This is a genomic window from Halopseudomonas pelagia CL-AP6 (assembly GCF_000410875.1).
GTDB classification, from domain to species: Bacteria; Pseudomonadota; Gammaproteobacteria; order Pseudomonadales; family Pseudomonadaceae; genus Halopseudomonas; species Halopseudomonas pelagia.
Map to the genome: position 1 here is coordinate 121,179 of NZ_AROI01000008.1, position 25,027 is coordinate 146,205.

At 58.5% G+C, this 25,027-nt stretch carries 21 protein-coding genes; 14 read left to right on the top strand and 7 right to left on the bottom strand.

Annotated elements, in window-relative coordinates; genetic code table 11:
* Positions 1-6: 6 nt before the first annotated feature.
* Positions 7-936 (top strand): zinc ABC transporter substrate-binding protein ZnuA, encoded by a 930-nt coding sequence (znuA, locus tag K787_RS0107000; protein WP_022962083.1) that lies wholly within the window; start codon positions 7-9, stop codon positions 934-936.
* A 13-nt stretch (positions 937-949) separates the two neighbouring features.
* Here the strand turns inward: znuA and K787_RS0107005 are convergent, their stop codons facing one another.
* Positions 950-1,363 carry a group II truncated hemoglobin gene (locus tag K787_RS0107005; RefSeq protein ID WP_052185333.1) on the bottom strand — a complete coding sequence of 138 codons (414 nt, stop codon included), beginning with the start codon at positions 1,361-1,363 and terminating at the stop codon, positions 950-952.
* 169 nt (positions 1,364-1,532) lie between these two features.
* Between K787_RS0107005 and K787_RS0107010 the strand changes: the two genes are divergently transcribed.
* On the top strand, positions 1,533-2,435 hold the full coding sequence (locus tag K787_RS0107010) for an ROK family protein (RefSeq protein WP_022962085.1): 903 nt from the start codon (positions 1,533-1,535) through the stop codon (positions 2,433-2,435).
* Here K787_RS0107010 and K787_RS0107015 read toward each other — a convergent pair.
* Both K787_RS0107015 and K787_RS0107020 read right to left on the bottom strand, forming a co-directional pair.
* Positions 2,432-3,385 (bottom strand): homoserine kinase, encoded by a 954-nt coding sequence (locus K787_RS0107015; RefSeq protein ID WP_022962086.1) that lies wholly within the window; start codon positions 3,383-3,385, stop codon positions 2,432-2,434. The two genes, K787_RS0107010 and K787_RS0107015, sit on opposite strands and share 4 nt — an antisense overlap.
* Before the next feature lie 9 nt (positions 3,386-3,394).
* Entirely contained in the window at positions 3,395-3,682 is a 288-nt protein-coding gene (locus tag K787_RS0107020) for a DUF2782 domain-containing protein (RefSeq protein ID WP_022962087.1), read from the bottom strand.
* Between the two features lie 73 nt (positions 3,683-3,755).
* On the opposite strand from K787_RS0107020, the gene polA reads away from it, so the two are divergent.
* Positions 3,756-6,530 (top strand): DNA polymerase I, encoded by a 2,775-nt coding sequence (polA, locus tag K787_RS0107025; protein ID WP_022962088.1) that lies wholly within the window; start codon positions 3,756-3,758, stop codon positions 6,528-6,530.
* Positions 6,531-6,775: 245 nt separating this feature from the next.
* Here polA and yihA read toward each other — a convergent pair whose 3' ends face one another.
* Positions 6,776-7,498, bottom strand: a complete 723-nt coding sequence (gene yihA, locus K787_RS22465) for a ribosome biogenesis GTP-binding protein YihA/YsxC (RefSeq protein ID WP_022962089.1) — start codon at positions 7,496-7,498, stop codon at positions 6,776-6,778.
* A gap of 1,137 nt (positions 7,499-8,635) precedes the next feature.
* Here yihA and ltrA point away from each other — a divergent pair.
* The 8 genes from ltrA to K787_RS22480 all read left to right on the top strand — a co-directional run bounded on the left by ltrA (position 8,636) and on the right by K787_RS22480 (position 18,634).
* A complete protein-coding gene (gene ltrA, locus K787_RS0107045) occupies positions 8,636-10,348 on the top strand; it encodes a group II intron reverse transcriptase/maturase (RefSeq protein WP_022962091.1) in 1,713 nt (570 codons plus the stop codon).
* Positions 10,349-10,627: 279 nt separating this feature from the next.
* The gene (locus tag K787_RS0107050; RefSeq protein WP_022962092.1) at positions 10,628-11,248 is read left to right on the top strand and encodes a c-type cytochrome; all 621 of its coding nucleotides are present in this window, start codon (positions 10,628-10,630) and stop codon (positions 11,246-11,248) included.
* A gap of 153 nt (positions 11,249-11,401) precedes the next feature.
* Entirely contained in the window at positions 11,402-12,034 is a 633-nt protein-coding gene (locus tag K787_RS0107055) for a thiol:disulfide interchange protein DsbA/DsbL (protein WP_022962093.1), read from the top strand.
* Between the two features lie 9 nt (positions 12,035-12,043).
* Positions 12,044-12,904, top strand: a complete 861-nt coding sequence (locus tag K787_RS0107060) for an endonuclease/exonuclease/phosphatase family protein (RefSeq protein ID WP_022962094.1) — start codon at positions 12,044-12,046, stop codon at positions 12,902-12,904.
* Positions 12,905-12,991: 87 nt separating this feature from the next.
* Positions 12,992-14,668: a GGDEF domain-containing protein gene (locus K787_RS22470; RefSeq protein WP_022962095.1), complete on the top strand. Its 1,677-nt coding sequence runs from the start codon at positions 12,992-12,994 to the stop codon at positions 14,666-14,668.
* Positions 14,669-14,850: 182 nt separating this feature from the next.
* The gene (locus K787_RS22475) at positions 14,851-15,741 is read left to right on the top strand and encodes an N-acetylmuramoyl-L-alanine amidase (RefSeq protein ID WP_022962096.1); all 891 of its coding nucleotides are present in this window, start codon (positions 14,851-14,853) and stop codon (positions 15,739-15,741) included.
* 98 nt (positions 15,742-15,839) lie between these two features.
* Positions 15,840-17,069, top strand: coding sequence for a spore maturation protein (locus K787_RS0107075; RefSeq protein ID WP_022962097.1), 1,230 nt, complete (start codon positions 15,840-15,842; stop codon positions 17,067-17,069).
* Between the two features lie 224 nt (positions 17,070-17,293).
* Entirely contained in the window at positions 17,294-18,634 is a 1,341-nt protein-coding gene (locus K787_RS22480; protein WP_022962098.1) for a ribonuclease J, read from the top strand.
* An 11-nt stretch (positions 18,635-18,645) separates the two neighbouring features.
* Here the strand turns inward: K787_RS22480 and K787_RS0107085 are convergent, their stop codons facing one another.
* Positions 18,646-19,947: an NAD(P)/FAD-dependent oxidoreductase gene (locus K787_RS0107085; protein ID WP_022962099.1), complete on the bottom strand. Its 1,302-nt coding sequence runs from the start codon at positions 19,945-19,947 to the stop codon at positions 18,646-18,648.
* Positions 19,948-20,004: 57 nt separating this feature from the next.
* Positions 20,005-20,499, bottom strand: coding sequence for an Lrp/AsnC ligand binding domain-containing protein (locus K787_RS0107090; protein WP_022962100.1), 495 nt, complete (start codon positions 20,497-20,499; stop codon positions 20,005-20,007).
* A 148-nt stretch (positions 20,500-20,647) separates the two neighbouring features.
* Here K787_RS0107090 and K787_RS0107095 point away from each other — a divergent pair, with 148 nt between their 5' ends.
* From K787_RS0107095 to alr, 3 genes are all read left to right on the top strand, one after another.
* Positions 20,648-21,946, top strand: coding sequence for a D-amino acid dehydrogenase (locus K787_RS0107095; RefSeq protein ID WP_022962101.1), 1,299 nt, complete (start codon positions 20,648-20,650; stop codon positions 21,944-21,946).
* Positions 21,921-22,277, top strand: coding sequence for a RidA family protein (locus K787_RS0107100; RefSeq protein ID WP_022962102.1), 357 nt, complete (start codon positions 21,921-21,923; stop codon positions 22,275-22,277). The genes K787_RS0107095 and K787_RS0107100 overlap by 26 nt, the downstream gene beginning before the upstream one ends.
* A 102-nt stretch (positions 22,278-22,379) precedes the next feature.
* The gene (gene alr / locus K787_RS0107105) at positions 22,380-23,471 is read left to right on the top strand and encodes an alanine racemase (protein WP_022962103.1); all 1,092 of its coding nucleotides are present in this window, start codon (positions 22,380-22,382) and stop codon (positions 23,469-23,471) included.
* Here alr and K787_RS0107110 read toward each other — a convergent pair.
* Positions 23,440-24,981, bottom strand: a complete 1,542-nt coding sequence (locus K787_RS0107110) for a bifunctional GNAT family N-acetyltransferase/carbon-nitrogen hydrolase family protein (RefSeq protein ID WP_022962104.1) — start codon at positions 24,979-24,981, stop codon at positions 23,440-23,442. The two genes, alr and K787_RS0107110, sit on opposite strands and share 32 nt — an antisense overlap.
* Positions 24,982-25,027: the final 46 nt, after the last annotated feature.

Below are 25,027 nucleotides of genomic sequence, written 5' to 3' on the forward strand. Positions count from 1 at the left end.
ACGTCCATGCTGTTGCGTTCATTGCTCATGCTGCTCTGCAGCCTGGGCCTGTCTTTCTCTGCGCTGGCTGACAGCGCCAAGGTGCTCACGACGATCAAACCGCTACAGCAGATCGCCGCTGCGGTGATGGAGGGCGTCGACACCCCCGCAGTACTACTTCCACCTGGCAACTCGCCGCACAATTATGCCCTGCGGCCATCAGACCGGCGCGCACTGCTGGATGCAGAGCGCATCTACTGGATAGGCCCCGAACTGGAACTGTTCCTCAAGAATGTGCTGGAACGGCAAGGCAATGCCCAGGCGCTGCTACATTTACCCGGCATGCGGGTGCGGGAGCAACTGCAGTCGATCAATTTCCTGGAAGACGAGGGCGCTCGCAGCCACAGTCATGACCATGGGCATAAGCATGATCACGGCTCGCTGGACGCACATATCTGGCTGTCCCCGGACAACGCGCGGCACATCGCGCGTTTCATCGCGGAGGATCTGACCAGCGTGTATCCACAGCAGGCTGATCGGCTGCATACCAATGCCGAGGCCTTTGCCGAGCGCCTTACAGCGCTGGATGCGCGCCTGAAAGCACGGCTGGAGCCGTTGCAGGATCGCGCCTATTTCGTCTTCCATGATGGTTACGGCTATTTCGAGGATCACTACGGTTTGCGCCCACGCGGCATTTTCAGCCTGTCCCATGAGGTGCAACCCGGTGCACGGCATATCAACCTGCTGCGCCAACAATTGCAGAAGGCCGGCGCCAGCTGCGTGTTTACCGAGCCGCAGTTCACTCCGCGCCTGGTCGACAGCCTGACCCAGGGCCTGCCAGTTGAACTAGGTGAACTGGATCCGCTGGGTGGCGCTATTGATGTGTCTGCACAGGGCTACGAGCAAACCTTGCAATCACTTGCCGAGCATCTGGCCGGGTGTCTGGAGAAGCTGTGATAAACAGCCGCAGCTAGCCGCGGCGAGTTGCCTGCGAGGCCTGCATCACCCGCTCGGCGGGAACGCGTAATTGCTGGAAAAGGTAGGCCTTGAATTTGGCCGACCAGGGCTGGCGCTCTATTGCACCCGCCATACAGGCCAGCCAGGCGTCACGCTCGGCCTCGTCAATCTGCCAATGCGCATGGAAGCTGGGCAGATTGATCTGCCCGTAACGCTCCAGATACAGCCGCGGTCCACCCAGCCAGCCGCATAAAAAGCGTGTGAGTTTATCCCGCGCCGCACTCAAATCCGCTGCGTGCAGTTTACGCACGGCCGCAGCGTCTGGCCGTTCATCCATTATTCGGTAGAAGTCGTCCACTAACTGACGTACCCCTTCATAGCCGCCGGCAGCCTGAAATGAAGCGTCTTGTTGCCCGTATTGCAGCATCTGCGTGTCTACCTCTATATGATTAATGCAGCGTAACAGCGATCCCGAAATGCCAAGGTAAAAATTCGCGACGGCAAACTCTGCCTGCGGCTTAGCATTGCGCACCGGCTTTGTTTCGATGTAACGACAGGGCAGCATCAGGCCAACCCTTTTACCCGAGATAACCAACATGACCCTGCGTATCGGCATTGACTTGGGCGGCACTAAAACCGAGCTCGTAGCGCTCGACACTGCGGGCCAAGAGCACTACCGCATCCGCGCGCCGACACCTTCCCACGACTATGCGGCGCTGATCGCCGGGATAGTCGCGCTGGTGGCCGAAGCCGAACAACAGCTCAGCAGCATTGCCAGCATTGGCATAGGCACGCCCGGCTCACCGTCTCCCGCTACCGGGTTAATGCGCAACGCCAATACCCAATGCCTGAACGGCAAGCCTTTGCAACAGGACCTGAGTCACGTGTTACAACGCGAGGTGCGTATCGCCAACGATGCCAATTGTTTTGCCCTATCCGAAGCGATTGACGGCGCCGGGCGAGGCGCACAAGTGGTCTTCGGCGTCATCCTCGGTACCGGCACCGGCGGCGCTGTGGTGATCAATCAGCAGGTCCTGAAGGGGCACAATGCCATCGCCGGCGAATGGGGCCACAACCCGCTGCCCTGGCCAACGCCAGAAGAGCTGTCGGGCAATCCCTGCTTTTGCGGTAAACGCGGCTGTATTGAGACCTTTGTCTCCGGCACCGGCTTCGCCAGGGATCATCAGTTACACTCTGGGAAGACGCTGTCTGCCCTGGAAATCACCCAGTGCGCCAACGCCGGCCAGCCCCAGGCTTTGGCATCGCTGGAACGCTACTACGACCGCCTGGCCCGCGCCCTGGCCAGCGTGATCAATCTACTGGATCCGGAGATAGTGGTATTGGGTGGCGGCATGTCGCGCTTTGAACCGCTGTACTCCGAGCTGCAGCGGCGCTTGCCCGACTATGTGTTCTCCGACTGTTTCACCACGCCGGTGGTGCCAGCAGCACATGGGGATGCCAGTGGGGTGCGCGGCGCGGCGTGGTTATGGCCAAGTTAAAGCGCTAAGGGCAGCCCGATGCTCACTCGGCTATGGCCCTCCAGCACGCGCAGAAAATGCTCAGGTTCCTTGACCAATACACCACTTTGCCCACCATGCTGACCCGCCGCCAATTGACGCGACAGCCAGAAACGTAACGCGGCCAAGCCCAGCATATCAGGCCAGTGCTCAGCTTCCGCGGGCGTGAAACGGCGGAGGGCGGCGTAGCCAGCCAACAGCGCGTGGCCGCGGTCGGCGTCGAGCTGCTGTTGCGCGTCCAGACACCAATCGTTGACGCAGATGGCAACGTCATAGAGCGTCCAGCCACTGGCGGCGTTATAGAAGTCGATTACGCCACTGAGGTGGTGACCGTCGAACAGAACGTTGTCGCGGAACAGGTCGGCATGGAGTACCGCCTGTGGTAGATGCGGCGGCGTCTGCAGCCAGGTACCGATCACCCGTTGCAAGGGTGTTAGCAGTGACTGCTGCGCGACGCTGCACTGCTCAAGCTGTTCGCCAAGATGGCGCTGCATCCAATGCAGGCCCCGGTCGGTATCGCGTAGCAGGCCACTTTTTTCCGTGCTGTTGTGCAGGCGGGCCAGGGTCTGGCCGACAGCCTGGCAATGACTGGCATCCGGCTGGGCTATATGTTTGCCGGGCAGACGCGGCTGCAACAAGGCGGGACGACCGTTGAGCTGCTGCAGCGTCTGACCCTGCCGATCCGCCACGGCGTAGGGCACGGGTAGACCGTCTGCATGCAAACCCTCGAGCAACTCGATAAAAAACGGCAAATCATCCACCGGGCCTCGTTCGACCAGCGTCAGGACGAACTCACCCTGCTCACAACTGACGAAAAAATTGCTATTTTCGCTGCCGCCACTGATGCCTGCATAGCTCACTAGGCGGCCGAGATCATAGCGGGTTAAAAAAGCATCAAGCTCAGCCCGGCTGACCTCGGTAAATACTGACATGGACAACCCCTACCACTCGAAGATTTTCCACGACGGGATGCGCATGCCTTCCGGCTGGTCGGAACGGGCAAAATTGCCATCTTCATCGACTGCCACCAGATAATAGGGCGGACCCTTTTTCGGGGTAACCTTGATCGCGTAAAGAAATCCGTTCAGACGGTACTCCTCAACGGTACGATCGCCTTCAGTGCGAATGGTTACCTCAGGCTCGCCTGTGGCGTCCTGTGCCTGTGCTGCCAGGCTGACCGACAGGGCCAGACCGATCACCGCCAATCCGCGGCCGAGAGTGCTTATCATGGTAAAGTTGTCCTATCGTGGAATGATGTTCTTATTCTAGCTTCTTTTACCCATGGAAATGTTGATCTGACGCATGACTGATAAAGCCCCCCTGATCCTGGTAGACGGTTCTTCCTACCTTTACCGGGCCTTTCACGCCCTGCCGCCACTGACCACGTCCAAGGGTCTGCCCACCGGCGCCGTCAAAGGCGTACTGAACATGCTCAACAGCCTGCGCAAACAGTACCCGCGCAGCCCCTTTGCGGTGGTCTTCGATGCCAAAGGCAAGACCTTCCGTGACGAGCTGTTCGAACACTATAAGTCCCATCGCCCGCCAATGCCCGATGACCTGCGCCTGCAGATCGAGCCGCTGCATGCCAGCGTCAAAGCCCTGGGCCTGCCGTTACTGTGCGTAGATGGCGTGGAAGCTGACGACGTTATTGGTACCCTGGCCCGGCAAAGTGCCGCAGCAGGTTGCCCGGTGGTGATTTCAACCGGCGACAAGGACATGGCGCAACTGGTTGATGAGCACATCACCCTGGTCAACACCATGAGCGGTACGGTACTGGATATTCCCGGCGTGCACGAGAAATTCGGCGTCGGACCGGAATGCATCATCGATTTTCTCGCACTCATGGGCGATAAGTCCGACAATATTCCCGGCGTACCGGGCGTCGGCGAGAAAACCGCCGCAGGTCTGATTACCGGCATCGGCGGCGGGCTGGACATGATCTATGCCAACCTCGACAAAGTCCCGGAGCTAGCCATCCGCGGCGCAAAGAAACTGCCGGAGAAGCTGCTGGAACACAAGGAGATGGCCTATCTCTCCTATCAACTGGCGACCATCAAGATCGATGTGGAGCTGGATATCCGTGCCGACGCGCTGATGCCGGGCAAGCCGGACCGTGAAGCACTGATGGCGCTGTACCAGGAACTGGAATTCAGAAGCTGGGTAGAGGATCTGTCGCGCGAGGCCAAAGCCGTCGCGCAGAGTGAGGCCAGCGCGCCCGTCAAAGCTACTGCTGCCGGGGTCACGGCGACCGAAGTCACGGCGACCGAGGTCAAATACGAGATCATCCTGGATCAGGCCGGCCTGGAACGCTGGCTCGACAAGCTGCGCAGCGCCGATCTGTTTGCCTTCGATACCGAAACCACCAGCATTCACGCGCAGAAAGCTGAACTGGTTGGCGTATCGCTGGCGGTCTCGGCCAATGAAGCGGCGTATATTCCAGTCGCCCACAGCTACATGGGCGTGCCGGACCAGCTCGACCGCGATGCCGTGATTGCCGCGCTCAAGCCGCTGCTCGAAGATCCCAACAAGGCCAAGGTCGGGCAGCACGCCAAATACGATATGAACGTGCTGGCTCACTATGGTATCGACATGCAGGGCATTGCCTTCGACACCATGCTTGAGTCCTACGTGCTGAACTCCACCGCCACCCGTCACGATATGGACAGCCTGGCGCTGAGATACCTGGGGCATAGCACTATTCATTTCGAAGACATCGCCGGCAAGGGCGCCAAACAGCTGACCTTTGACCAGATCGCGCTGGAGCAGGCCGGCCCCTATGCCGCAGAAGATGCCGAAGTGACCCTGCGCCTGCACCAGACGCTGTGGGCCAAGCTGGAAGCCGAGCCGAGCCTGGCTAAAGTCCTGCGCGAGATTGAAATGCCGCTGGTGCCGGTGCTGGCGCGTATCGAGCGTTATGGCGCGCTGGTCGATGCCAAGCTATTGGGCCTGCAGAGCATCGAGCTGGGCGACAAGATGGTTGCTTTGCAACGCGAAGCCTTCGAGCTAGCTGGCGAAGAGTTCAATCTGGGCTCGCCCAAGCAACTGGGGGCCATCCTGTATGAGAAGCAGGGTCTGCCGGTGATCTCCAAGACCGCCAAGGGCCAACCCTCGACGGCCGAAGCGGTACTCGCCGAGCTGGCCGAGCAGGGTTTCGCGCTGCCGCAGGTCATCATGCAGTACCGCACCCTGAGCAAACTCAAGAGCACCTATACCGACCGGCTGCCGGAGCAGATCAACCCGCGCACCGGGCGCATCCACACCAGCTACCATCAGGCGGTGGCAGCCACCGGGCGGCTGTCCTCCTCGGACCCGAACCTGCAGAACATTCCGATCCGCACCGCCGAAGGGCGACGGATCCGTCAGGCCTTTATTGCGCCGAAAGGCTACAAACTGGTGGCGGCGGACTATTCGCAGATCGAACTGCGGATCATGGCGCATCTGTCCCAGGACCCCGGCTTGCTGCACGCCTTTCAGAACGGCTTGGATGTGCACAAGGCCACAGCAGCCGAGGTCTTCGGAGTGGAGCTGGAGGACGTCAGCACCGAACAGCGGCGCAAGGCCAAGGCCATCAACTTCGGTCTGATCTACGGCATGAGCGCCTTTGGCCTGGCCAAACAGATTGATGTGGATCGCAAGCAGGCCCAGGCCTATATCGACCGCTATTTCACTCGCTACCCCGGCGTACTGGGCTATATGGAACGCACTCGCGCTCAGGCCAGCGAGCAGGGCTACGTAGAGACGCTGTTTGGCCGACGCCTGTATTTGCCGGATATCAACGCCAAAAACCAGGCCCTGCGCAAGGGCGCTGAACGTACGGCGATCAATGCACCCATGCAAGGCACCGCAGCAGACATCATCAAGCGCGCCATGCTTGCAGTAGATAACTGGTTGGCGGAGTCAGGCCTGGACGCCCGCGTCATCATGCAGGTGCACGATGAACTGGTACTGGAGGTGCGCGAAGATCAGGTAGCGCTTCTCAGCGAAGGCCTGTGTAACCATATGGCCAACGCGGCGGAACTGGCTGTGCCGCTGGTGGTGGATGTAGGGGTGGGTGACAACTGGGACGAGGCACACTAAGACCCCGCCGAAACGCCTGATCCAGAGGCTTTGAAAAGTATTTTCAGGATTTCTGAATTTTTTTTGAACTAACGCGGAGCAGGGCCTGTCAGAATCTGTGAAAGGCCAGTCAAGCTTTTCATGCTCCTAGATGTGATTTAGTGTTGGCAGAATACCGGGTAATCTCTCCTAGCACGCCCGGTTATTAGACCTCGAACTTTCCCTCCCCATAGAAGTTCGAGGTTTTTTTTGCCCCGCAGTGATGGCTATTCGCCAGCCTTGTCGTCCTTGCTTTGCTCCTGACCTAACTCCTGACCCTGCTCCGCATCCAGCTCATCGTCGATTGCGTCTACCTCATCTTCCTCGGAGAAGAACCAGCTATCAAGAACGTTGTAAGCCTCCTCCAGGCCCTGACGCTTGGGCGCGGAAAACAGCTGAACCGAGGCGCGGTTGCCATATTCCTTACGCACAATGGTCTGCACTTTCAGCAGCGTGTTTTTAGCGGCGCCGAAGGCTAGCTTGTCGGCCTTGCTCAACAGAATATGTGCAGGCAGGCCACTAACATCGCTCCACTCGAGCATCATCCGGTCAAAATCCGACAGCGGATGGCGGATGTCCATTACCAACACCAACCCCACAAGCGAATGGCGCTCGGTCAGGTAAGCATCCAGATGCTGCTTCCAATGCTCCTTGAGCGCCAAGGGGACTTTGGCATAGCCGTAACCTGGCAGATCAACCAGGCGCCGCTGCTCGTCAAGACCAAAAAAATTGATCAACTGCGTACGCCCAGGGGTCTTCGACGTGCGCGCCAGGCGGGCATGGGTCAGGGTGTTCAATGCGCTGGATTTACCGGCATTGGAACGGCCGGCAAAGGCTACTTCGTAGCCGCGGTCCAATGGGCACTGGGTCACTTCGCTGGCGCTTTTGATAAAAGTGGCTTGCTGGCAGAGTGTGACCAGATGTTTTGTTGCGGATGGTGCTGAAGACATGGGAAATCCGTTACGCTGCGGGCTGATTGGGCTAGATGACGTTCACCTTGGCCATCAGCTTAGTATATACTGCTGCGGTTTGTGCGACACGCGTAGCGTGTCTCCCTTGCCTCAAGGTGTACCGTTCAGCCTTGGGGGGCTTCGCAAGGAGCCAAAAGAACCCGGTACCCATTCCGAGTTCTAAAACGGCTGGTGGCCTCGCCAGTAACAATGAGGCGCCCTTTGCACCGCTGTAATGGGTGCGCCCTTTAAGTCCCTGCGTATCCGGAAGAGGGACGTCGCGCAAGCGTGGATACTTCCTAGTCATAAACCCCAGTGGGAGAGATCCCCTGTGGGGATTCCTCCTGCCCTGCAACAGGAGGAAATTCAAATAGAGGCATGCTGCTTCACGGCAGTCCTTTGCCTCATCTTCATCAGGGAGACATGGGCGAAAGCTCTGTCTGTCATTGTCCAACTGTGGCCGGTACGGCACGGTAGCGGACTCGTTGTGCGACCAACGGTAGCCTAGGAAGACATGCGTTGCTGGCAACGGCAGGGTGTGAAGCTCTTCTGACAATGTAACCCCCGCAAGGGTGCAGCATCGCTGTGAGGCGTGCTGTAGACGCTCGGAGCAGAACCGGGTCGAGGTGCTAGGCTGGCTGGCATGGGTAACGAACGTGAACTGCTGATAAACATCGTAAGCAGTAGCAAGCCAAAACTGCTGACAGGCTTGAACCAAAAGGTGTGATGGTCGGTTACCTCTGTGAACCGTAGGGGTACGTCGTCAAACGACCTCCGGTGAAAAGGCAGACCCTAACCCAGTCGTGTGACAGACAGGGAACGTGGTAAGCCCGTATCGCTGCCCTCGTGGCAGGTGAGCCGCAAGGCGAACTGTTGGCGGTGCGGGTATGGGATCGCAGAGAAAGCGAATGCCGGGCTGTAATGGCCCGGATAGGGGCTGAAACATCGCCCCACGGGAAACCGGGCAAACTTCTGCGTGGTCTTTGATCGCATGACCTCTGACGAGGCCGTCTCAAACTCAGAATCCAGCGGTATCGGATTCACTTTATCCAACCCTGGCGGGAAGCAGCCTTCCCGTCAGGGGAGTGCTGCGTCACCTGTTCGGGATTGGACAACCAACCTTGAGAGGAAAGCAGCATGGTAGAACTCAGCCCTGACGCTGTGTCTGCGCTTTCCGGCGGGCCGCAACAATGGCATGACATCGACTGGTGTCAGGTCGAGCGGAACGTGCGGAGTATGCAGGTGCGAATTGCGAAGGCTTATCGGGAAGGCAGATGGCGCCGGGTGAAAGCCCTGCAACGGATGCTGACCCGCTCGAAGGCGGCCAGATATCTGGCGGTACGACGAGTGACTGAAAATCGAGGAAAGCGAACGGCGGGAGTCGATCGTGAACTCTGGGATACACCTGACGCGAAATGGAAAGCGGCAAACGGGTTGAAGCGGCACGGATACCGGCCACGGCCTTTACGGCGTGTGTTCATTCCGAAGTCGAATGGAAAGGAGCGCCCACTGGGCATCCCGACCATGACCGACAGGGCCATGCAGGCGTTATATCTGCTGGCACTGGCGCCCATTGCGGAAACCACGGGCGATCCGAACAGCTACGGCTTTCGGATGGAACGCTCAACGGCGGATGCGATGGGCCAGTTGTTCGTCACCTTATCCAGAAAGGCTTCGGCCCAATGGGTGCTGGAGGCGGATATACAAGGATGCTTCGACCACATCAACCATGACTGGATGCTCGCCAACATCCCGCTGGACAAGGCGATGCTAAGGAAATGGTTGAAGGCTGGCGTGATACACAAAGGCCAGTTTCAGGCAACGGAAGCCGGTACACCACAGGGCGGGATTATCTCGCCCACCTTGGCGAACATGGTGCTGGACGGACTGGAAACACAACTGAAAGCTCAGTTGATCGAGCAATTGGGTGTGGCAAAAGCCAAAAAGCTGAAAGTCAACGTGGTGCGGTATGCGGATGATTTCGTCATCACAGGCGCCTCTCCGGAGGTACTGGCGGAGACGATCAGACCTTGGGTAGAGCAGTTCCTTACAACACGAGGGCTGCGGTTGTCACCGGAGAAAACGCATATCGTCCATATCGACCAAGGCTTTGACTTTCTGGGTTGGAACTTCCGCAAGTACAACGGGAAGCTACTGATCAAGCCGAGCAAGAAGAACATGAAAGCGTTCTACAGCAAGGTGAAAGAGGTCATCAGCGACCATAAGACGGCAAGGCAGGAGAATCTGATTCGACTGCTGAACCCGATCTTGCGCGGCTGGGCGCAGTATCACCAGCCGGTAGTGGCCAAGCAGGCGTACAGCCGCATGGAACACCAGATCCACTATGCGTTGTGGCGCTGGGCCAGGAGGCGACACCCGAAGAAGGACGCTGGATGGGTAAGGAAGAAGTATTTCCGCACCGTCGAGCAACGGAACTGGGTGTTCGTCACCAAGATGATAGACGAAAGGGGCAGGTTATCGACAGTGCAGCTGTATTCGCTTGTCGATACCCCCATAGAGCGGCACAAGAAGGTAAGCGGGGAGTACAACCCCTTCGATCCTTCCATGGAAGAAATGGGCGAGAAACTGCGGATGGAGCGGATGCTGAAAAAGCTCAGGTACCGCATGCAGATTTTCAGTCTGTTCCAGAGTCAGCAGGGACGCTGTGCGCTGTGTGGGCAGCCGATCACCAGAGAAACAGGGTGGCATGACCACCACATTGTCTACCGCTCACAAGGTGGTAACGATTCTCTGGGAAATCGGGTATTATTGCACCCCGTGTGCCACCAGCAGCTACATGCGTTAGGTTTGACAGTAGATAAACCGGCCTCCAATGCTGGGGCTTACTGAAGGCTTGAGCCGTATGCGCTGAAAGGCGCACGTACGGTTCTTAGGGGGCCTCGTTCCAGTGATGGAACGGGGCTACCCGACTATAACGCGAAAGCTTACTGCGACGTTCTGTACATTGCGCCGCTCTCGCGCGACAGATAGCATTGGGACATAAATTCCACCCCCACTGCTGTTGACTGTCTGACGTGGAATAAACGAGGCATGCTGTGGTGTCACACAAGGTCATCAGACCAGACACCCAGACAAGGCCCACTCTTTCAGCCGTAATTGGATTAGCCGATGAATAAATTACTCGTTAGCCTGGTGTTATCCCTCGGTATGGCCGGCTCGGCCTACGCGCAAGAAATACTCGTGGGCGACGCAGAAGCCGGCGCCGGCAAAGTGGCCATATGCGCCGCCTGCCATGGCCCCGATGGTAACAGCCTGTCTGCCGACTTCCCGAAGATCGCCGGCCTTGGCGAAAAATATCTGTATAAGCAGTTGAATGACATCAAGGCAGGAGACCGTGTCGTCATAGAGATGACCGGCATGCTGAACAACCTAGACGAGCAAGATCTGCGCGACATCGCCGCCTTTTACGACGGCCAAACGCATGCCCCAGGCGTAGCTAACGATGCCGAACTGGTTGCCCGGGGCGAACAGATCTACCGTGGCGGCGATCTGGCCACTGGCTTGCCAGCGTGCACCGGCTGCCACTCGCCGACCGGCAAGGGTAACGATCCGGCAGGCTATCCGCTGTTGAGCGGCCAGCATGCAAAATATATTGCCACGCAGTTGACTAGCTTCCGTGAGGGCGAGCGCGCAAATGATGGCGAATCGATGGTCATGCGCACCATCGCCAGCCGCTTGAGCAACAAGGATATCGAAGCGGTTTCCGCTTATATCCAGGGTTTGCGTTAAGCACTGCGCGCCACGTCGGACGTATGTTATGTTGCCGGTTGTTTCAACTGGCTTCACTTGAGGGGTGGCTTAGGTCACCCTTTTTTGTGCCGGGGAATTTTTTCATCCCGATCATAGTCATACCAACATAACAATTCAGTCGGAGAGAATTACATGCGCGTATTGATGACAGCAGGCCTGCTCTGGTTATTGGGTAGCTTTGCGCTACTGCAAGCACAGGAAGCAAACTACAAGGCTGGCGAACACTACATCGTGCTACCCGCCCCCGCCCCTACAGCCGACCCCGACAAGATCGAAGTGGCCGAACTGTTCTGGTATGGCTGCGGCCATTGTTTTGAATTTGATCCGATCATCAGCGAATGGAAAACGTCGCAGGCTGACGACGTGAGCTTTCGCTACGTCCCGGCGATGTTTGGCGGCGCCTGGAATACCCATGCGCAGTTGTTCTACACGGTAGAAAGCCTGGGCAAGCTGGAAGAAACTCACAGCGCCATCTTTGCCGCCATCCATCAGCAGAAAAATCGTCTGGCCGACGAGGGCGCGATGATCGAGCTGCTGGCCGACTACGGCGTTAGCGAAGAAGAGTTCAAAAAAGCCTGGGCCTCATTCGGCGTGCGCAGCAAGCTGGAGCAGGCCACCCGCCTGGCCAAAGCCTATCGCGCGACCGGGGTACCAACCCTGATCGTCAATGGTAAATACCGCGTTGAAGGCGCCATGGTAGGCGGCTTTTCCGAGATGCTGAAGGTCGCTGAGTTCCTCGTTGAACAGGAGCGTCAGGCTCTTTAAGGCCAGCTCATGACCAAGCCCGCAGCTCCAAACCAACGCCGCTCCCTGCATGGCTTGATGCTGCCGGGCAATCTGCAGACCAATCTTCTGTGTGACTGCCCCGATGGCGCGCTGCCGGAAGTCCTGCGGCTGCTCAGCTTCAACATTCAGGTGGGTATCAATACGCAGAAGTATCACCACTATCTGACGCGCAGCTGGCAACATCTGCTGCCACATAACGGCAGGCACCATACACTGGGCGAGATTGGCAAAGTACTCAATGGCTTTGACTTGGTCGCCCTGCAGGAAGTGGATGGCGGCAGCATACGTTCCGGCTACGTCAATCAGGTAGAGCATCTGGCCCGCGAAGGTCAGTTCCCCTATTGGTATCAGCAACTTAATCGTAATCTTGGTCGCTTTGCCCAGCATTCCAACGGGTTGCTTAGCCGCTATGCGCCGGAACTGCTGGAAGACCATAAACTGCCCGGGTTCATGCCGGGCCGCGGGGCGATTCTGACCAGCTTTGGCAGTGGCGAAGATTCACTGCTCGTGGTGATGATGCACTTGGCTCTGAGCACCAAGGCCCGCGCCAACCAGCTCGCCTATATCCGTGAACGCATTAGCGACCACAAGCATGTGGTATTAATGGGCGATATGAACACTCATGCTGAAGACCTGCTGGAACACTCGCCGCTACGCGGCAGCAACCTGCACACGGCAACGCTACCTGGCACCTATCCGAGCTGGAAACCTGCGCGCGTGCTGGACCATATTCTGATCAGCCCGAGCCTGAGTATCGATCGGGTCGATGTGCTACCCAATGCCATTTCCGATCACCTGCCGGTATCCATGCATATCCGGCTACCGCCCCGGCTGTGCAAACCCAGTTAACGTTTTAAGCAAACGCCTGTGTCGAGCTAGCTAGTCATAGCACTGGTTTACCTTATAATCATCGGGTAAACCGAAGCAGGTATGCTCATGTCCGATAACCGCGCCCCTCTCACCGCCCCGCACACCAGCGATGTCAGCCCGTCAGTCAACCCGTCCGTGCAGGAAGAACTGCTCAAACGAGGACTGGTCAGGGTCAGCATTGCTGCAGACGGTATGGACCCGTTACTGGATAAGCGCTTGAAAGAGCTGCGTTTGGCTTTGCGTAGTGACGCCCCCCCGCAAATGCTTGCAGAGTTGATGCCGGACCTGGAGCGCGCCGTTCTCGCAGCCGATGACGCACGCCAGGAACGGCTGAAAAAGATTACTAGCGGGCTGCACTCGCTAATCCGCCAGTTGCAACAGCAGCCCGCTCCTGATGACATTTCCAAAGCTTTGCAGCAAATGGCCAAGCGCCTGGATAAACCCATTGGCTCCGCCTCGAGTGTGCCTGGGTTATTAGGCGAGGTGGTTAGCTTACAGGCCAGCACGCTGGGCGCGGAAACCCCCAGAGCCACTTCAGGCGGTCTCTGGTCGCGGATTTTTCGTAGCTCGGCAGCGGACCCCAGCACCAGCTCAAGCGCCGCCATAGCCGCAGAGCAAAACTCCCCGCTGGTAGCTGACGCAGCCGCCAAAGCGCCCGGGGAACCCTTCGGCGTGTTGGCGGGCGAGGAGCAGCATTACTCGCAGGTAGCCGCGCATATTGAGACCATATTGCTCAATCTGCTCGGCGAGCTGCAGGTTCTGGACAGCCAGCAAGCGCGCTGCGAGCAGTTGCGCGAGCGGGTCAGCAAAGGCCTGAACTGGTATGAACTGGCCGCCGCCATGGACGAGCTGGCAGCACTGGTAATGGGCGCGCAGCAGAGTCGCCAGGCGGATTTTGAGCGCTACTTGCAGCAACTCAACAGACGGCTGGCGCAGTTCCAGGGCAATATCGAACAAGCCCAAGATAGCTATATCGCCTCACGCGAGGTCGGCCGAGCCCTGGAGGGCACTATTCGCGGGCAGGTCCAGGAGCTGCACGTTGACGTGCGCCAGGCGACAGAACTGGAAAGCCTCAAGGCCAATGTCGAGGTACAGCTGGATGCATTGCTGAGCAATGTCGAGCAATCCAGACGACTGCGCGAAGACCGGGAAGCACTGGTGGCGGGGCAGCTAGAGACCATGGTCAAGCGTATTCAGGTCATGGAAGTGGAAGCGCAGACCTTCCGCAACCATCTGGAGGAGCAGCGCCAGCGCGCATTGATTGATAGCCTAACCGGTCTGGCGAACCGCGCCGGCCTACAGAAACGCATGGAAGAAGAGTTCGAACGCTGGCAGCGTTATGGCGGCGACCTGCTCATGGCGGTGCTGGACGTAGATCACTTTAAGTCGATCAACGATCGTTTTGGTCATCTGGCGGGCGATAAGGTGCTGCGTCTAATCGCCCAGCAATTGTCGCGGCGCCTGCGTAAAAGCGATTTCATCGGTCGCTTTGGTGGTGAGGAGTTTGTGCTGCTGTTGCCAGGCACATCCCAGGAGCAAGCTGCGATAGCGCTAGAGGCGCTGCGCCAAGGAATTGAAGAAAGTCCGTTTCATTTCAAGACGGAGCGGGTAACCATCACTATCTCGGTCGGCTTTACCGCGTTCAGACTCACCGATACATTGGATGACGTGTTCGGTCGTGCTGACCGGGCTATGTACCAGGCCAAGGAACAGGGTCGCAATCAGATCGTGCTAGCAAACTAACGTTGGTGGCACAGAACGCGGATTATTGAATAGCTAAGGCGTCTGCTTGCTCCGGCAGCTGTTGATGTAACGCCCCCCATGCTCATACTGAGCAACCTGCTTCGCGACATTAAACACCGCTGCATCGCACAGGAGCGGCATGTTAGGCTTCCAGTTGACCTTACCGGACAGGATCCGCCAGCATGCTCCTACGCGCACTGCCCCTTATCTGCTTGCTGTTATGGCTGTCCGGCTGCGCTAGCGGACTGAAGATCGATACCCGCTATGCCTCGGCCAACCATGACAGCCGGGTGCAGTACGTGGTGTTGCATTACACCTCCTCAGGCTTTGAAAGATCGCTCGATCATCTGCTGAATGGTGACGTCAGCAGTCACTACCTGATCGGGGCTCAGCCGCCGATTATCTACCGGCTGGTGGAGGAAGATCGCCGTGCCTGGCACGCCGGCGACAGTAGCTGGCAGGGCCGCACCTGGCTGAACAGCACCAGTATCGGTATAGAAATCGTCCATCCTGGCTACTCCGATATGGCCGATGGCCGTGTCTGGCATCCTTGGCAGCAAGACCAGATCAACGCCCTGATTCCGTTACTGCAGGATATATTGCAGCGTCACGGCCTGAGCCCGGAGCGGGTGGTCGGCCACAGTGATATCGCACCGCAGCGCAAGGTCGATCCTGGTCCGCTGTTTCCGTGGCAGCAGTTGGCCGCGGCAGGGGTCGCTATCTGGCCCGAGCAAGAGCGGGTGCAGCATTACCAGCGGATTTTGGGCGGCCAGACGCCCCCAACGGAATGGTTCGAGATGGCGCTGGAGCAGTTTGGCTACAGTCTGGCGCACACGCCGGAACAGCTCAACGGAAGCCGAAATGTGCTTGCCGCCTTTCAAATGCGCTTTCGACCGGCCCGCTTTGATGGCGTAGCCGATACGCAAACCGCAGCGATCCTCGCCGCACTGGTACCCCAGGCAGTCAACTCAACACTGTGGTGCATACCTGCAGCGGTCAACCCCATGCCCACTACCCCATCGGAATTACCAGCTTGCGAACAACCTCAGCCGGACTCGGTATGGCCGCAATAGGGTTAGCGGATTAGGACAGAAAGACTGGGGCGGAAAAACAGTCTCGGCGTATTCGGCAAAGCTCTATCGATCATTTAGATGCAGGAAAATGAACCACAATGCTTAATGGAATCTGGCTTAGTTTTTTCCTCGCCGCCTTCGCAGCAGCACTATGGCAATGGCTAGGTCTGGGCGATATTGAAGTATTCGGTCGGCTGGTAGCCGCCCTGTTTGACATGGCCCGCCTGAGTGTCGAGATCATTCTCGTGCTGGTCGGCACTATGACGCTATGGCTGGGCTTTCTGGCGATTGCCGAGAAAGCTGGCCTGATCCGCTTCCTGGCTCGGGTACTGGACCCGCTGTTTCGCCGATTGATGCCCGACGTTCCCAGTGGTCATCCGGCACTGGGGCACATCAGCATGAACTTCGCTGCCAATATTCTCGGACTGGACAACGCTGCGACACCCATCGGCATCAAGGCCATGCACTCACTGCAAAGTCTCAACCCCAGCAAAAACACTGCCAGCAATGCGCAAATTCTGTTTCTGGTACTCAATACCTCCTCGCTGACCTTGCTGCCGGTGACCATCTTCATGTATCGCGCGCAGCAAGGCGCGGCTGATCCTACCGCTGTGTTCCTGCCAATTCTGCTGGCCACCACCGCCTCAAGCCTGGTCGGGTTGTTCAGCGTTGCACTGATGCAAAGACTCAAGCTCTGGCACCCAGTGGTACTGGCTTATCTGATCGGCGGCGGCCTGGCACTAGGCTTGTTGCTGACGACGCTGGCCGGCATGTCGGCCCAGGCCATGGCCGCCACCTCTACGCTGGTCGGCAACCTGACGCTGTTCGGCATCATTATTGCTTTTCTGTCGATTGGTGCGTTACGCAAGGTGAATGTCTACAACACCTTTATCGAAGGGGCCAAGGAGGGCTTCAGCTTCACTATCTCATTGCTACCGTTTTTGGTTGCCATGCTGGTGGCCGTTGGCGTGCTGCGCGCCAGCGGTGTGTTGGATGCAGGGCTCGACGGTATTCGCTGGATGGTCGAGGGCCTTGGTTGGGACACCCGCTTTATCGATGCCCTACCCACGGCCTTTATCAAGCCGTTATCCGGCAGTGGCGCGCGGGCGATGATGATCGAAACCATGGATACCTTTGGCGTCGACAGCTTTGCGGCGCTGATGGCCGCGACCTTCCAGGGCAGCACGGAAACCACCTTCTATGTACTGGCAGTGTATTTTGGCGCCGTGGGCATCACCAAAATTCGCCATGGCCTGGGCTGCGCTCTGTTAGCCGATCTGGCCGGCATGCTCACCGCTATCGGCGTATGTTACTGGTTTTTTGGTTAGGCGCTCCGGGCTGGACACTGATGCGTCTGAAAAGCGCACGAAGGTATTGCTCTCGCTTTTGTGATGGCTATCTGCACTGGTCGCGAGGCGCTGGATTGACTTTCTGTAGCCGGACATACCTCGCTACCCGGTATTCGCACTATTGGCCTGCCACTGCCCTGCGGGTGTGGCCGCACCCCTTGGCAGGCTGTTAAGCTGAATGCAACTCCCCATCGGAAAACCCAATGCCTGCTCCCCGCTTCGAACAGTTACACCGCCAACCCGGCCCGTTTTTTCTGGCACTGGGCGGTGCCGGCATGTTTGGCGCGAATTTTTATCTGTTCGGCTCTGGCGGGCAATGGATCGCGATTGATTGCGGCTTTGCGCTGCAATCCACCCCCGGCGGCAGTAATCAGGTATCGGTACCCAGCCTGCAAGCCCTGGAAAAATACGATATCAAGCTCTCAGCATTGCTGATTACCCACGGGCACGAAGACCATATTGGCGCTATTCCACACCTGTGGCGGCAACTGGATTGCCCAATGTACACGAGCCCGTTCGCCGCTCGACTGATCCGCAATAAGCTCGACCCCAATCTGACCTGGCCACGCCTGCACGAGATAAAACCGCTGGAACCCATCGGCATCGGCGCCTTCCAGGCCGAATGGATTCCGGTGACCCATTCGATCCCCGAGTCCCATGCGATTGTGCTGGAGGTTGCTGGCAAGCGGATTTACCACAGCGGCGACTGGAAACTGGACAGCGACCCGGTGGTCGGCGAGTTGACTGCCAAGGCCCGATTGCAAGCAATCGGCCGGGGCGGCGTGGATGTGATCATTGGCGATTCGACCAACGCACCCGTGGCCGGCGCCAGCCGCTCGGAAGCCGCAGTGCAGAACGGCCTGCAGGATGCGATCCGCCCCTGTCGCCAGCGGGTAATAGTAACCTGCTTTGCCAGCAACTTGGCGCGCCTGCATAGCCTGGCCGACATCGCCTTCGACGCGGGCCGCTATGCCGGGTTATTGGGCCGCAGCCTGCTGACCATGCACAGTGCTGGCCGCGCGCAGCAGTATCTGAAAGCCCAGCCGGGCTTTATCGGCCCTTGGGAGCTGGGCTTTTTGCCGCGTGAACAACAATTGTGGATCTGTACCGGCAGCCAGGGTGAGCCGGCCGCGGCGCTGGCGCGGCTGTCCAATGGTAGCCATCCGCATCTGAGCCTGGAGGCGGGTGATACGGTGCTGTTTTCCTCGCGCCTGATCCCCGGCAACGAAGAACCGCTGGCGCGCATCAAGGCCGGCCTGAAGGCGCAGGACGTGCAGGTGATCGACGATGACATGGCGCCGATCCATGCCTCCGGTCATCCACCCCAGGAAGACCTGCGCACACTCTATGGTTGGCTTAAGGCGCGCTATCTGCTGCCGGTGCATGGCGAACTGTATCACCAGAAGGCGCATATGGAATTCGGCCGCAGTCTGGGGCTGGGCGGGCTGGTGCCCAGTAATGGCGAGCTGATCGACCTCAGCGCCCAGCCGTGCAAGGTTGCCGATTTGCCCTGGGGTTTATTAGTGCCGAGCGGCAAGCATTAAGACTAGCTGCGTCAAAAAGCTTCCTTTACCTGCGCCCACATCATGCCCATTGCCAGTAGCGGGGCGCGCAAGTGTTTGCCGCCGGGGAAGGTCATGTGCGGCACCCGGTCGAACAGCTCAAAGCCGTTACTGGCTTGGCCGCTGATCGCTTCGGCAAGCAGCTTCGCCGCCAGGTGCGTGGCATTGATGCCGTGGCCAGCGTAGGCCTGGGCATAAAACACGTTGGGCTGCTCCGGTAGCTTGCCGATTTGTGGCAAGCGGTTGGCACCGATACCAATCATGCCGCCCCACTGGAAATCGATCTTCACGTTGTTCAATTGCGGGAACACACGCAGCATCTTGGGCCGCATATAGGCGGCAATGTCCGCTGGGTCGCGGCCAGAGTAATGGCAGGCGCCACCAAACAGCAGCCGATGATCCGCCGAAAAGCGGTAGTAATCCAAGGCCACACGCTGGTCGCAGACGGCCATATTCTGCGGCAGCAGGCTTCTGGCGCGCTCCTCACCCAGCGGCTCGGTGGCGATCACGTAACTACCCGCAGGCAGCACCTTGCCACTCAGCTGTGGCTGCAGATCGCGCAGGTAGGCATTACACGCGAGCACCAATTGACCGGCAGTGACTGTGCCATTGGCCGTGTGCACTTTGATCTTGGGGCCGTATTCGATGTGCGTGACCTGCGACTGCTCGAACAGCTGTACACCCAATTGCTGGGCCGCCGCAGCTTCACCCAGCAGCAGATTCAGCGGGTGCAGGTGTCCAGAGCCCATGTCAGTCATGGCGCCGGCATAAAGGTCGGAGCTGACCACCTGATGTACTTCAGTTGCGTCGAGAATGCGCATATCCGCCGCGTAACCCAGCCCGCGCAGCTCTTCCATATCGGCCCGAAAGGCATCCAGATGTCGCGGCTTGTTCGCCAAATCGGCGTAGCCCCAGGTCAAATCGCAGGCAATATCGTGCTTTTCGACCCGACGCTTGACCAGTTGCACTGCCTCAAGCCCCATCAGCTTAAGCTCGCGCACGCCCTGCTCACCGAGCACATTGGTGAACTGCTCCAGACCATGGCCAACGCCGCGGATCAATTGGCCGCCATTGCGGCCGCTGGCACCCCAGCCGATCTGGCTGGCCTCCAGCAGCACTACCGACAGGCCGCGCTCGGCCAGTTCAATTGCAGTATTGACCCCGGTATAACCGCCACCAATCACGCACACATCCGCCTCTACCGCCCCGGCAAGGGGCGGGCAACTGAGGCGCATATTGCTGGAGGCGATATACCAGGAAGGGGCTGGTTGGTTCTGCGGAGTAAGAGCAAGCATCGAACGTCCCGTTTGAAATAGCGAATTAATGTAAATTAAATTTTACAAAGAATAGCATTAATCGCTTTCCGGTACAGGTATCGCTAGACTTTCCTTGATCTCTTCCATGACGATATAGCTCTTCGACTCCCGCACGCCGGGCAGTTTCAACAAAATATCGCCGAGCAATTTGCGATAAGAAGCCATTTCCGAAATGCGCGCCTTGATCAGGTAATCAAAGTCGCCAGACACCAGATGGCACTCCAGCACGTGCGGCAACTTGATGGCCGCACGGCGAAACTCGTCAAAGATATCCGCCGACTTGGACGACAGGCTAATCTCGACGAACACCAACAGGCTGGCTTCGAGCTTCTGCGGATTGAGCTGAGCGCCGTAACCGAGAATGAACTTCTCCCGCTCCAGGCGTTTAACCCGCTCCATGCACGGCGTAGTGGACAACCCGACCCGCTCACCCAGCTCCACATAGGATATTCGCCCTTCGGCCTGAAGCAGCCGGAGAATATGCCGATCGATCTTGTCCAGCTCGCGACTGGAAGCTCTGCGCGTTTTCATGAATAAACTCTTTTTAACCGCATTAATTCAGAATTAATTTCTGCAAATTGGTCTTTTTTCAAACCAAGCCACTACTCAATGCCTCTTAGAATAGCAATATCGCCCACAGGGGCAAATTGTCTTTTCAGTTTCGGACGGAGCAAAGGTCATGCACGTATTGGTTCTCGGCAGCGGTGTTATTGGTGTCACCAGCGCCTGGTATCTGGCCAAAGCCGGGTATCAAGTTACGGTGATCGACCGTCAGCCTGGTCCCGGCCTGGAGACCAGCTTCGGTAACGCCGGCATGATCTCCCCCGGCTATTCATCCCCTTGGGCTGCGCCAGGCATTCCGGTCAAGGCGCTCAAGTGGATGGCAGCGCAGCATGCGCCCCTGGCTATCACTCCGACGACCGATCTCCAACAGTATCGCTGGATGATGCAGATGCTCGGCAACTGCACCCAGGCGCGCTATGCGGTCAACAAGGAACGCATGATGCGCCTGGCCGAATACAGCCGCGACTGTCTGATGGGCCTGCGCGAGGAGGCGGGAGTCGAGTACGAACACCGGGAAAAGGGCACTCTACAGCTGTTCCGCACCCAGAAACAGCTCGACGCCGCCGCGCAGGACGTGGCCGTACTGGATAGTTGCGGCGTACCCTATCAACTGCTCGACCGCGCCGGTTGCGTCAGCTACGAACCGGGCCTGGCGCCCAGTGCCGAGAAAATTGTCGGCGGCCTGCGGTTGCCCAATGATGAAACCGGTGACTGCCATCTGTTCACCACCGGCCTGGCGGCCAGATGCGCTGAACAAGGCGTTGTGTTCCGCTATAACCTGAATATTCAGGAGTTGCTGACCGACGGCGATCGCATTACCGGCGTACTGGTTGATGGCCAGGTGCTGCAAGCCGATAACTACGTTTTGGCCTTAGGCAGCTATTCACCCCAGTTGCTGCGGCCGCTGGGCATTGAAGCGCCGATCTATCCGGTCAAGGGCTACTCTCTTACCTTGCCGGTCTCCAACGACGCCATGGCACCCGTGTCCACGGTGATGGATGAGACCTACAAGGTCGCGATGACACGCTTTGCCGACCGCATTCGGGTGGGTGGCATGGCTGAGCTGAGCGGTTTCGACAGCAGCTTGCGGGCCAAACGTCGCGCTACACTGGAGATGGTGGTCAGTGACCTGTTTCCACAGGGCGGGCAGTTGCAAGAGGCGAGTTTCTGGACCGGCTTCCGACCCATGACCCCGGACGGCACGCCGATCATTGGCGCCAGCCCGCTGCGCAATCTGTTTCTGAACACTGGCCACGGCACACTAGGCTGGACCATGTCCTGCGGTTCCAGCCAATTACTCGCCGATCTGATCAGCGGTCGCACCCCGGCCATTCGCACCGAAGGCCTTGGTCTGGACCGTTACACCACTCACAAGGAGATTCGCCGGCATGTCAGTACAACGCCTGCACACTAATCAGCGTATGAGCCAGATTGTGGTTCATCAGGATACTGTCTATCTGGCTGGCCAGGTGGCTGCCGATGAGGACCTGGACAAGGACGCCGCAACCCAGACCCACAGCACCCTGCAGGCGATCGAAAAACTGCTGGCTGACGCTGGCAGTGACAAGACACGGATACTCTCGGTGACCATCTACCTGAAAGACATCAATGCCGACTTTGAGGCAATGAACCGCGTCTGGGACCAGTGGCTGCCCATTGGCACCGCACCTGCCCGCGCGACCGTCGAGGCGCTGCTCTGCGAACCGGAGATCCTGGTGGAAATGTCGGTCATCGCCGCAGTCTGAGTGATGCTCCCCTCTGGCCCTGGCTCCCGCGCGGCACCAGGGTCTGATAATCTAGGCCTTGGCGGGGCTTTCCAGCCCCGCATTTTTTGACAAGAAGCCAGCATGCGCCCAGCCCACGCCCTGATCGACCTTGATGCCCTGCGCCACAACTACCAGCTAGCCAAAGGCCTGAGCGGGCGCCGCGCCTTTGCTGTGCTCAAGGCCAATGCCTATGGCCACGGCGCGCTGGAGTGCGCCCAGGCCCTGGCTGATGACGCCGATGCGTTTGCCGTAGCCTGCATCGAAGAAGCACTGGAGCTGCGCGCCGCCGGCATTAACCAGCCGATTCTGTTGCTGGAAGGCTGGTTTGAAGCCAGCGAATTGCCGTTGATCGTCGAGCATCAACTCTGGAGCGTGGTGCACCATCACAGGCAGGTGCAGGACCTGCTTGGCGCCCAACTCGGCGCGCCACTGCATATCTGGCTGAAGCTCGATAGCGGCATGCACCGCGTGGGCTTTGAACCCGCCGAATATGCGAGCACATGGCAGCAGCTTGAGCGCAGCCAGAACGTTGCCAGCTTGACCAGCATGACGCATTTCTCCCGCGCCGACGAACCGGCAACCGGGCGCACCGAAGAACAGCTGGCAACCTTCAAGCGCGCTACCCAGAATCTGAACGGCCCGACCAGCCTGTGCAATTCGCCCGGCGTACTGGCCTGGCCGCAGGCCCACGGCGATTGGCTGCGCCCGGGCATCATGCTCTATGGCGTAACGCCGTTCGAGTTTGATCAGGACATCGCAGCCCGACTCAGGCCGGTCATGCAACTGCAATCAAAAGTCATCGCCGTACGCGAACTGCCCACCGGCGAGCCGATTGGTTATGGTTCACGCTTTATCACCCAACGACCCACCCGCGTCGGCGTGGTTGCCATGGGCTATGCCGACGGCTATCCGCGCCATGCCGTAGACGGCACGCCCGTGCTGGTAGACGGCCAGCGCAGCCAAATAATCGGTCGGGTGTCGATGGATATGCTGACGCTGGATTTGACTGACCTGCCGCAATCCGGCCTGGGCAGCGACGTGCTCTTGTGGGGTGAGGGCTTAAGTGCCAGCGAGGTTGCACGCCACGCTGGCACTATTGCCTACCAATTATTCTGCAACCTGAACCGAGTGCCGCGGCGGTTTATTTCTTCTTCTTCTTCTTTTTCCACTTGAGGCTGAACAGATCACTGCGGCGATCCTTGAGATTGGTCACCGACCCCTCATTGCGCACCAGCTTCAGGCGGCTGTAGTCCAGGTCGGAAAAGAAGATCATCTCGGTATTCGGCGTGGTCTCGTTGAGCAGCGCGTCATGCGGGAACTGGAAGTCCGAGGGCGAGAAAACCGCCGACTGGGCATACTGGATACCCAGGTTCTCGATCGACGGCACGTTGCCAACGCTGCCGCAAAGCACGACGTAGCATTCGTTTTCAATCGCCCGGGCATGGGCGCAATGGCGAACGCGCAGATAGCCGTTTTTGGTATCGGTCCAGAAAGGCACAAACAGCAGATCCATATCCTGATCGGCCAACAGCCGACCGAGCTCGGGGAACTCGACGTCGTAACAGATCAGAATGCCGACACGGCCGGCATCAGTGTCGAATACCTGAAGGTCGTCACCGCCCTGAATAATCCAGTCACGACGTTCCTGCGGGGTAATATGCAGCTTGGCCTGGCGCTCCTCGGAGCCGTCGCGGCGCAGCAAGTAGGCGGCGTTGTACAGACGCCCATCCTCGCCTTCCTCGACCATAGAACCGGCAATGATATTGATATTGTAACTGACCGCCATGCGCAACATTTCCGAGCGAAAACGCTCGGTAAAGCTGCTCAGGAAACGGATGGCTTCGACATCATCGGTCTGATCACGCAGGCCCATAAGGGGCGCATTGAACAGCTCCGGGAACACCGCGAAATCGCTGCCGTAATCCGATAGCGCATCAACGTAATACTCGACCTGCTCCAGCACCGCCTCGACCGAAGCAAAGCGGCGCATCTGCCACTGCACGGCACCCACGCGTACCTGGGTGCGGTTGATCTGCAGCAAGGACTCCTGCGCCTCATAGAGAATATTGTTCCACTCCAGCAGAGTGGCGTAACCCATCGACTTCTTGTCTTCTGGCAGGTATCGACGCAACAGACGCTTGACCTGAAAGTCATTGGACAACTGGAAAGACAAGATCGGATCGTGCACTTCCTTGCGGTCTACCGCCTCGATATATTCGCTGGGCTTCATCTCGTCGGCATGCAAGTGATAACCGGGGATGCGCCCGCCGGCCAGGATCGCCTGCAGGTTGCGCGAACGGCACAATTCCTTACGCGCCTCGTACAGGCGGCGGCCAAGACGATGACCGCGATACTCGGGATCAATCAATACGTCCAGCCCGTAGATAGCGTCGCCATCGGCCTTGTTCGGGATGATCTCGGTGGTACCGATCAGATCCTGATAACGATGCGGATCGGAGAACACGTCATAGTCGACCATCACACTCAGGGCTACGCCAATCAGTTTATCGGCGTCCACCAGAGCCAGTTGGCCGTCCGGAAAGTCACTGATCAAGCGGGTAATGGTTTTTTTCGGCCACGCACCGCCTATGTCGTCATAGACCTTGTCCATGAGCACCTTGAGCTGCGGATAATCACTGGGCTGCAGGGTACGCAGTGTCAAATGCAGGTCTTCCAGATCCATTCGGCATTCCTCGTAAGACGGTGTTGGCCACGCTGTGGCCAGACTA

Bases quoted from the DNA above. Each gene is read 5' to 3' on its own strand.
- K787_RS0107060 (WP_022962094.1), top strand. From the start codon at position 12,044: ATGACCAAGCCCGCAGCTCCAAACCAACGCCGCTCCCTGCATGGCTTG.
- K787_RS0107005 (WP_052185333.1), bottom strand. From the start codon at position 1,363: ATGCTGCAATACGGGCAACAAGACGCTTCATTTCAGGCTGCCGGCGGC.
- K787_RS0107020 (WP_022962087.1), bottom strand. From the start codon at position 3,682: ATGATAAGCACTCTCGGCCGCGGATTGGCGGTGATCGGTCTGGCCCTG.
- znuA (WP_022962083.1), top strand. From the start codon at position 7: ATGCTGTTGCGTTCATTGCTCATGCTGCTCTGCAGCCTGGGCCTGTCT.
- K787_RS0107050 (WP_022962092.1), top strand. From the start codon at position 10,628: ATGAATAAATTACTCGTTAGCCTGGTGTTATCCCTCGGTATGGCCGGC.
- K787_RS0107090 (WP_022962100.1), bottom strand. From the start codon at position 20,499: ATGAAAACGCGCAGAGCTTCCAGTCGCGAGCTGGACAAGATCGATCGG.
- K787_RS22470 (WP_022962095.1), top strand. From the start codon at position 12,992: ATGTCCGATAACCGCGCCCCTCTCACCGCCCCGCACACCAGCGATGTC.
- K787_RS0107075 (WP_022962097.1), top strand. From the start codon at position 15,840: ATGCTTAATGGAATCTGGCTTAGTTTTTTCCTCGCCGCCTTCGCAGCA.
- ltrA (WP_022962091.1), top strand. From the start codon at position 8,636: ATGGTAGAACTCAGCCCTGACGCTGTGTCTGCGCTTTCCGGCGGGCCG.
- K787_RS0107010 (WP_022962085.1), top strand. From the start codon at position 1,533: ATGACCCTGCGTATCGGCATTGACTTGGGCGGCACTAAAACCGAGCTC.
- K787_RS0107055 (WP_022962093.1), top strand. From the start codon at position 11,402: ATGCGCGTATTGATGACAGCAGGCCTGCTCTGGTTATTGGGTAGCTTT.
- K787_RS0107095 (WP_022962101.1), top strand. From the start codon at position 20,648: ATGCACGTATTGGTTCTCGGCAGCGGTGTTATTGGTGTCACCAGCGCC.
- K787_RS22480 (WP_022962098.1), top strand. From the start codon at position 17,294: ATGCCTGCTCCCCGCTTCGAACAGTTACACCGCCAACCCGGCCCGTTT.
- K787_RS22475 (WP_022962096.1), top strand. From the start codon at position 14,851: ATGCTCCTACGCGCACTGCCCCTTATCTGCTTGCTGTTATGGCTGTCC.
- K787_RS0107085 (WP_022962099.1), bottom strand. From the start codon at position 19,947: ATGCTTGCTCTTACTCCGCAGAACCAACCAGCCCCTTCCTGGTATATC.
- polA (WP_022962088.1), top strand. From the start codon at position 3,756: ATGACTGATAAAGCCCCCCTGATCCTGGTAGACGGTTCTTCCTACCTT.
- alr (WP_022962103.1), top strand. From the start codon at position 22,380: ATGCGCCCAGCCCACGCCCTGATCGACCTTGATGCCCTGCGCCACAAC.
- K787_RS0107110 (WP_022962104.1), bottom strand. From the start codon at position 24,981: ATGGATCTGGAAGACCTGCATTTGACACTGCGTACCCTGCAGCCCAGT.
- K787_RS0107015 (WP_022962086.1), bottom strand. From the start codon at position 3,385: ATGTCAGTATTTACCGAGGTCAGCCGGGCTGAGCTTGATGCTTTTTTA.
- K787_RS0107100 (WP_022962102.1), top strand. From the start codon at position 21,921: ATGTCAGTACAACGCCTGCACACTAATCAGCGTATGAGCCAGATTGTG.
- yihA (WP_022962089.1), bottom strand. From the start codon at position 7,498: ATGTCTTCAGCACCATCCGCAACAAAACATCTGGTCACACTCTGCCAG.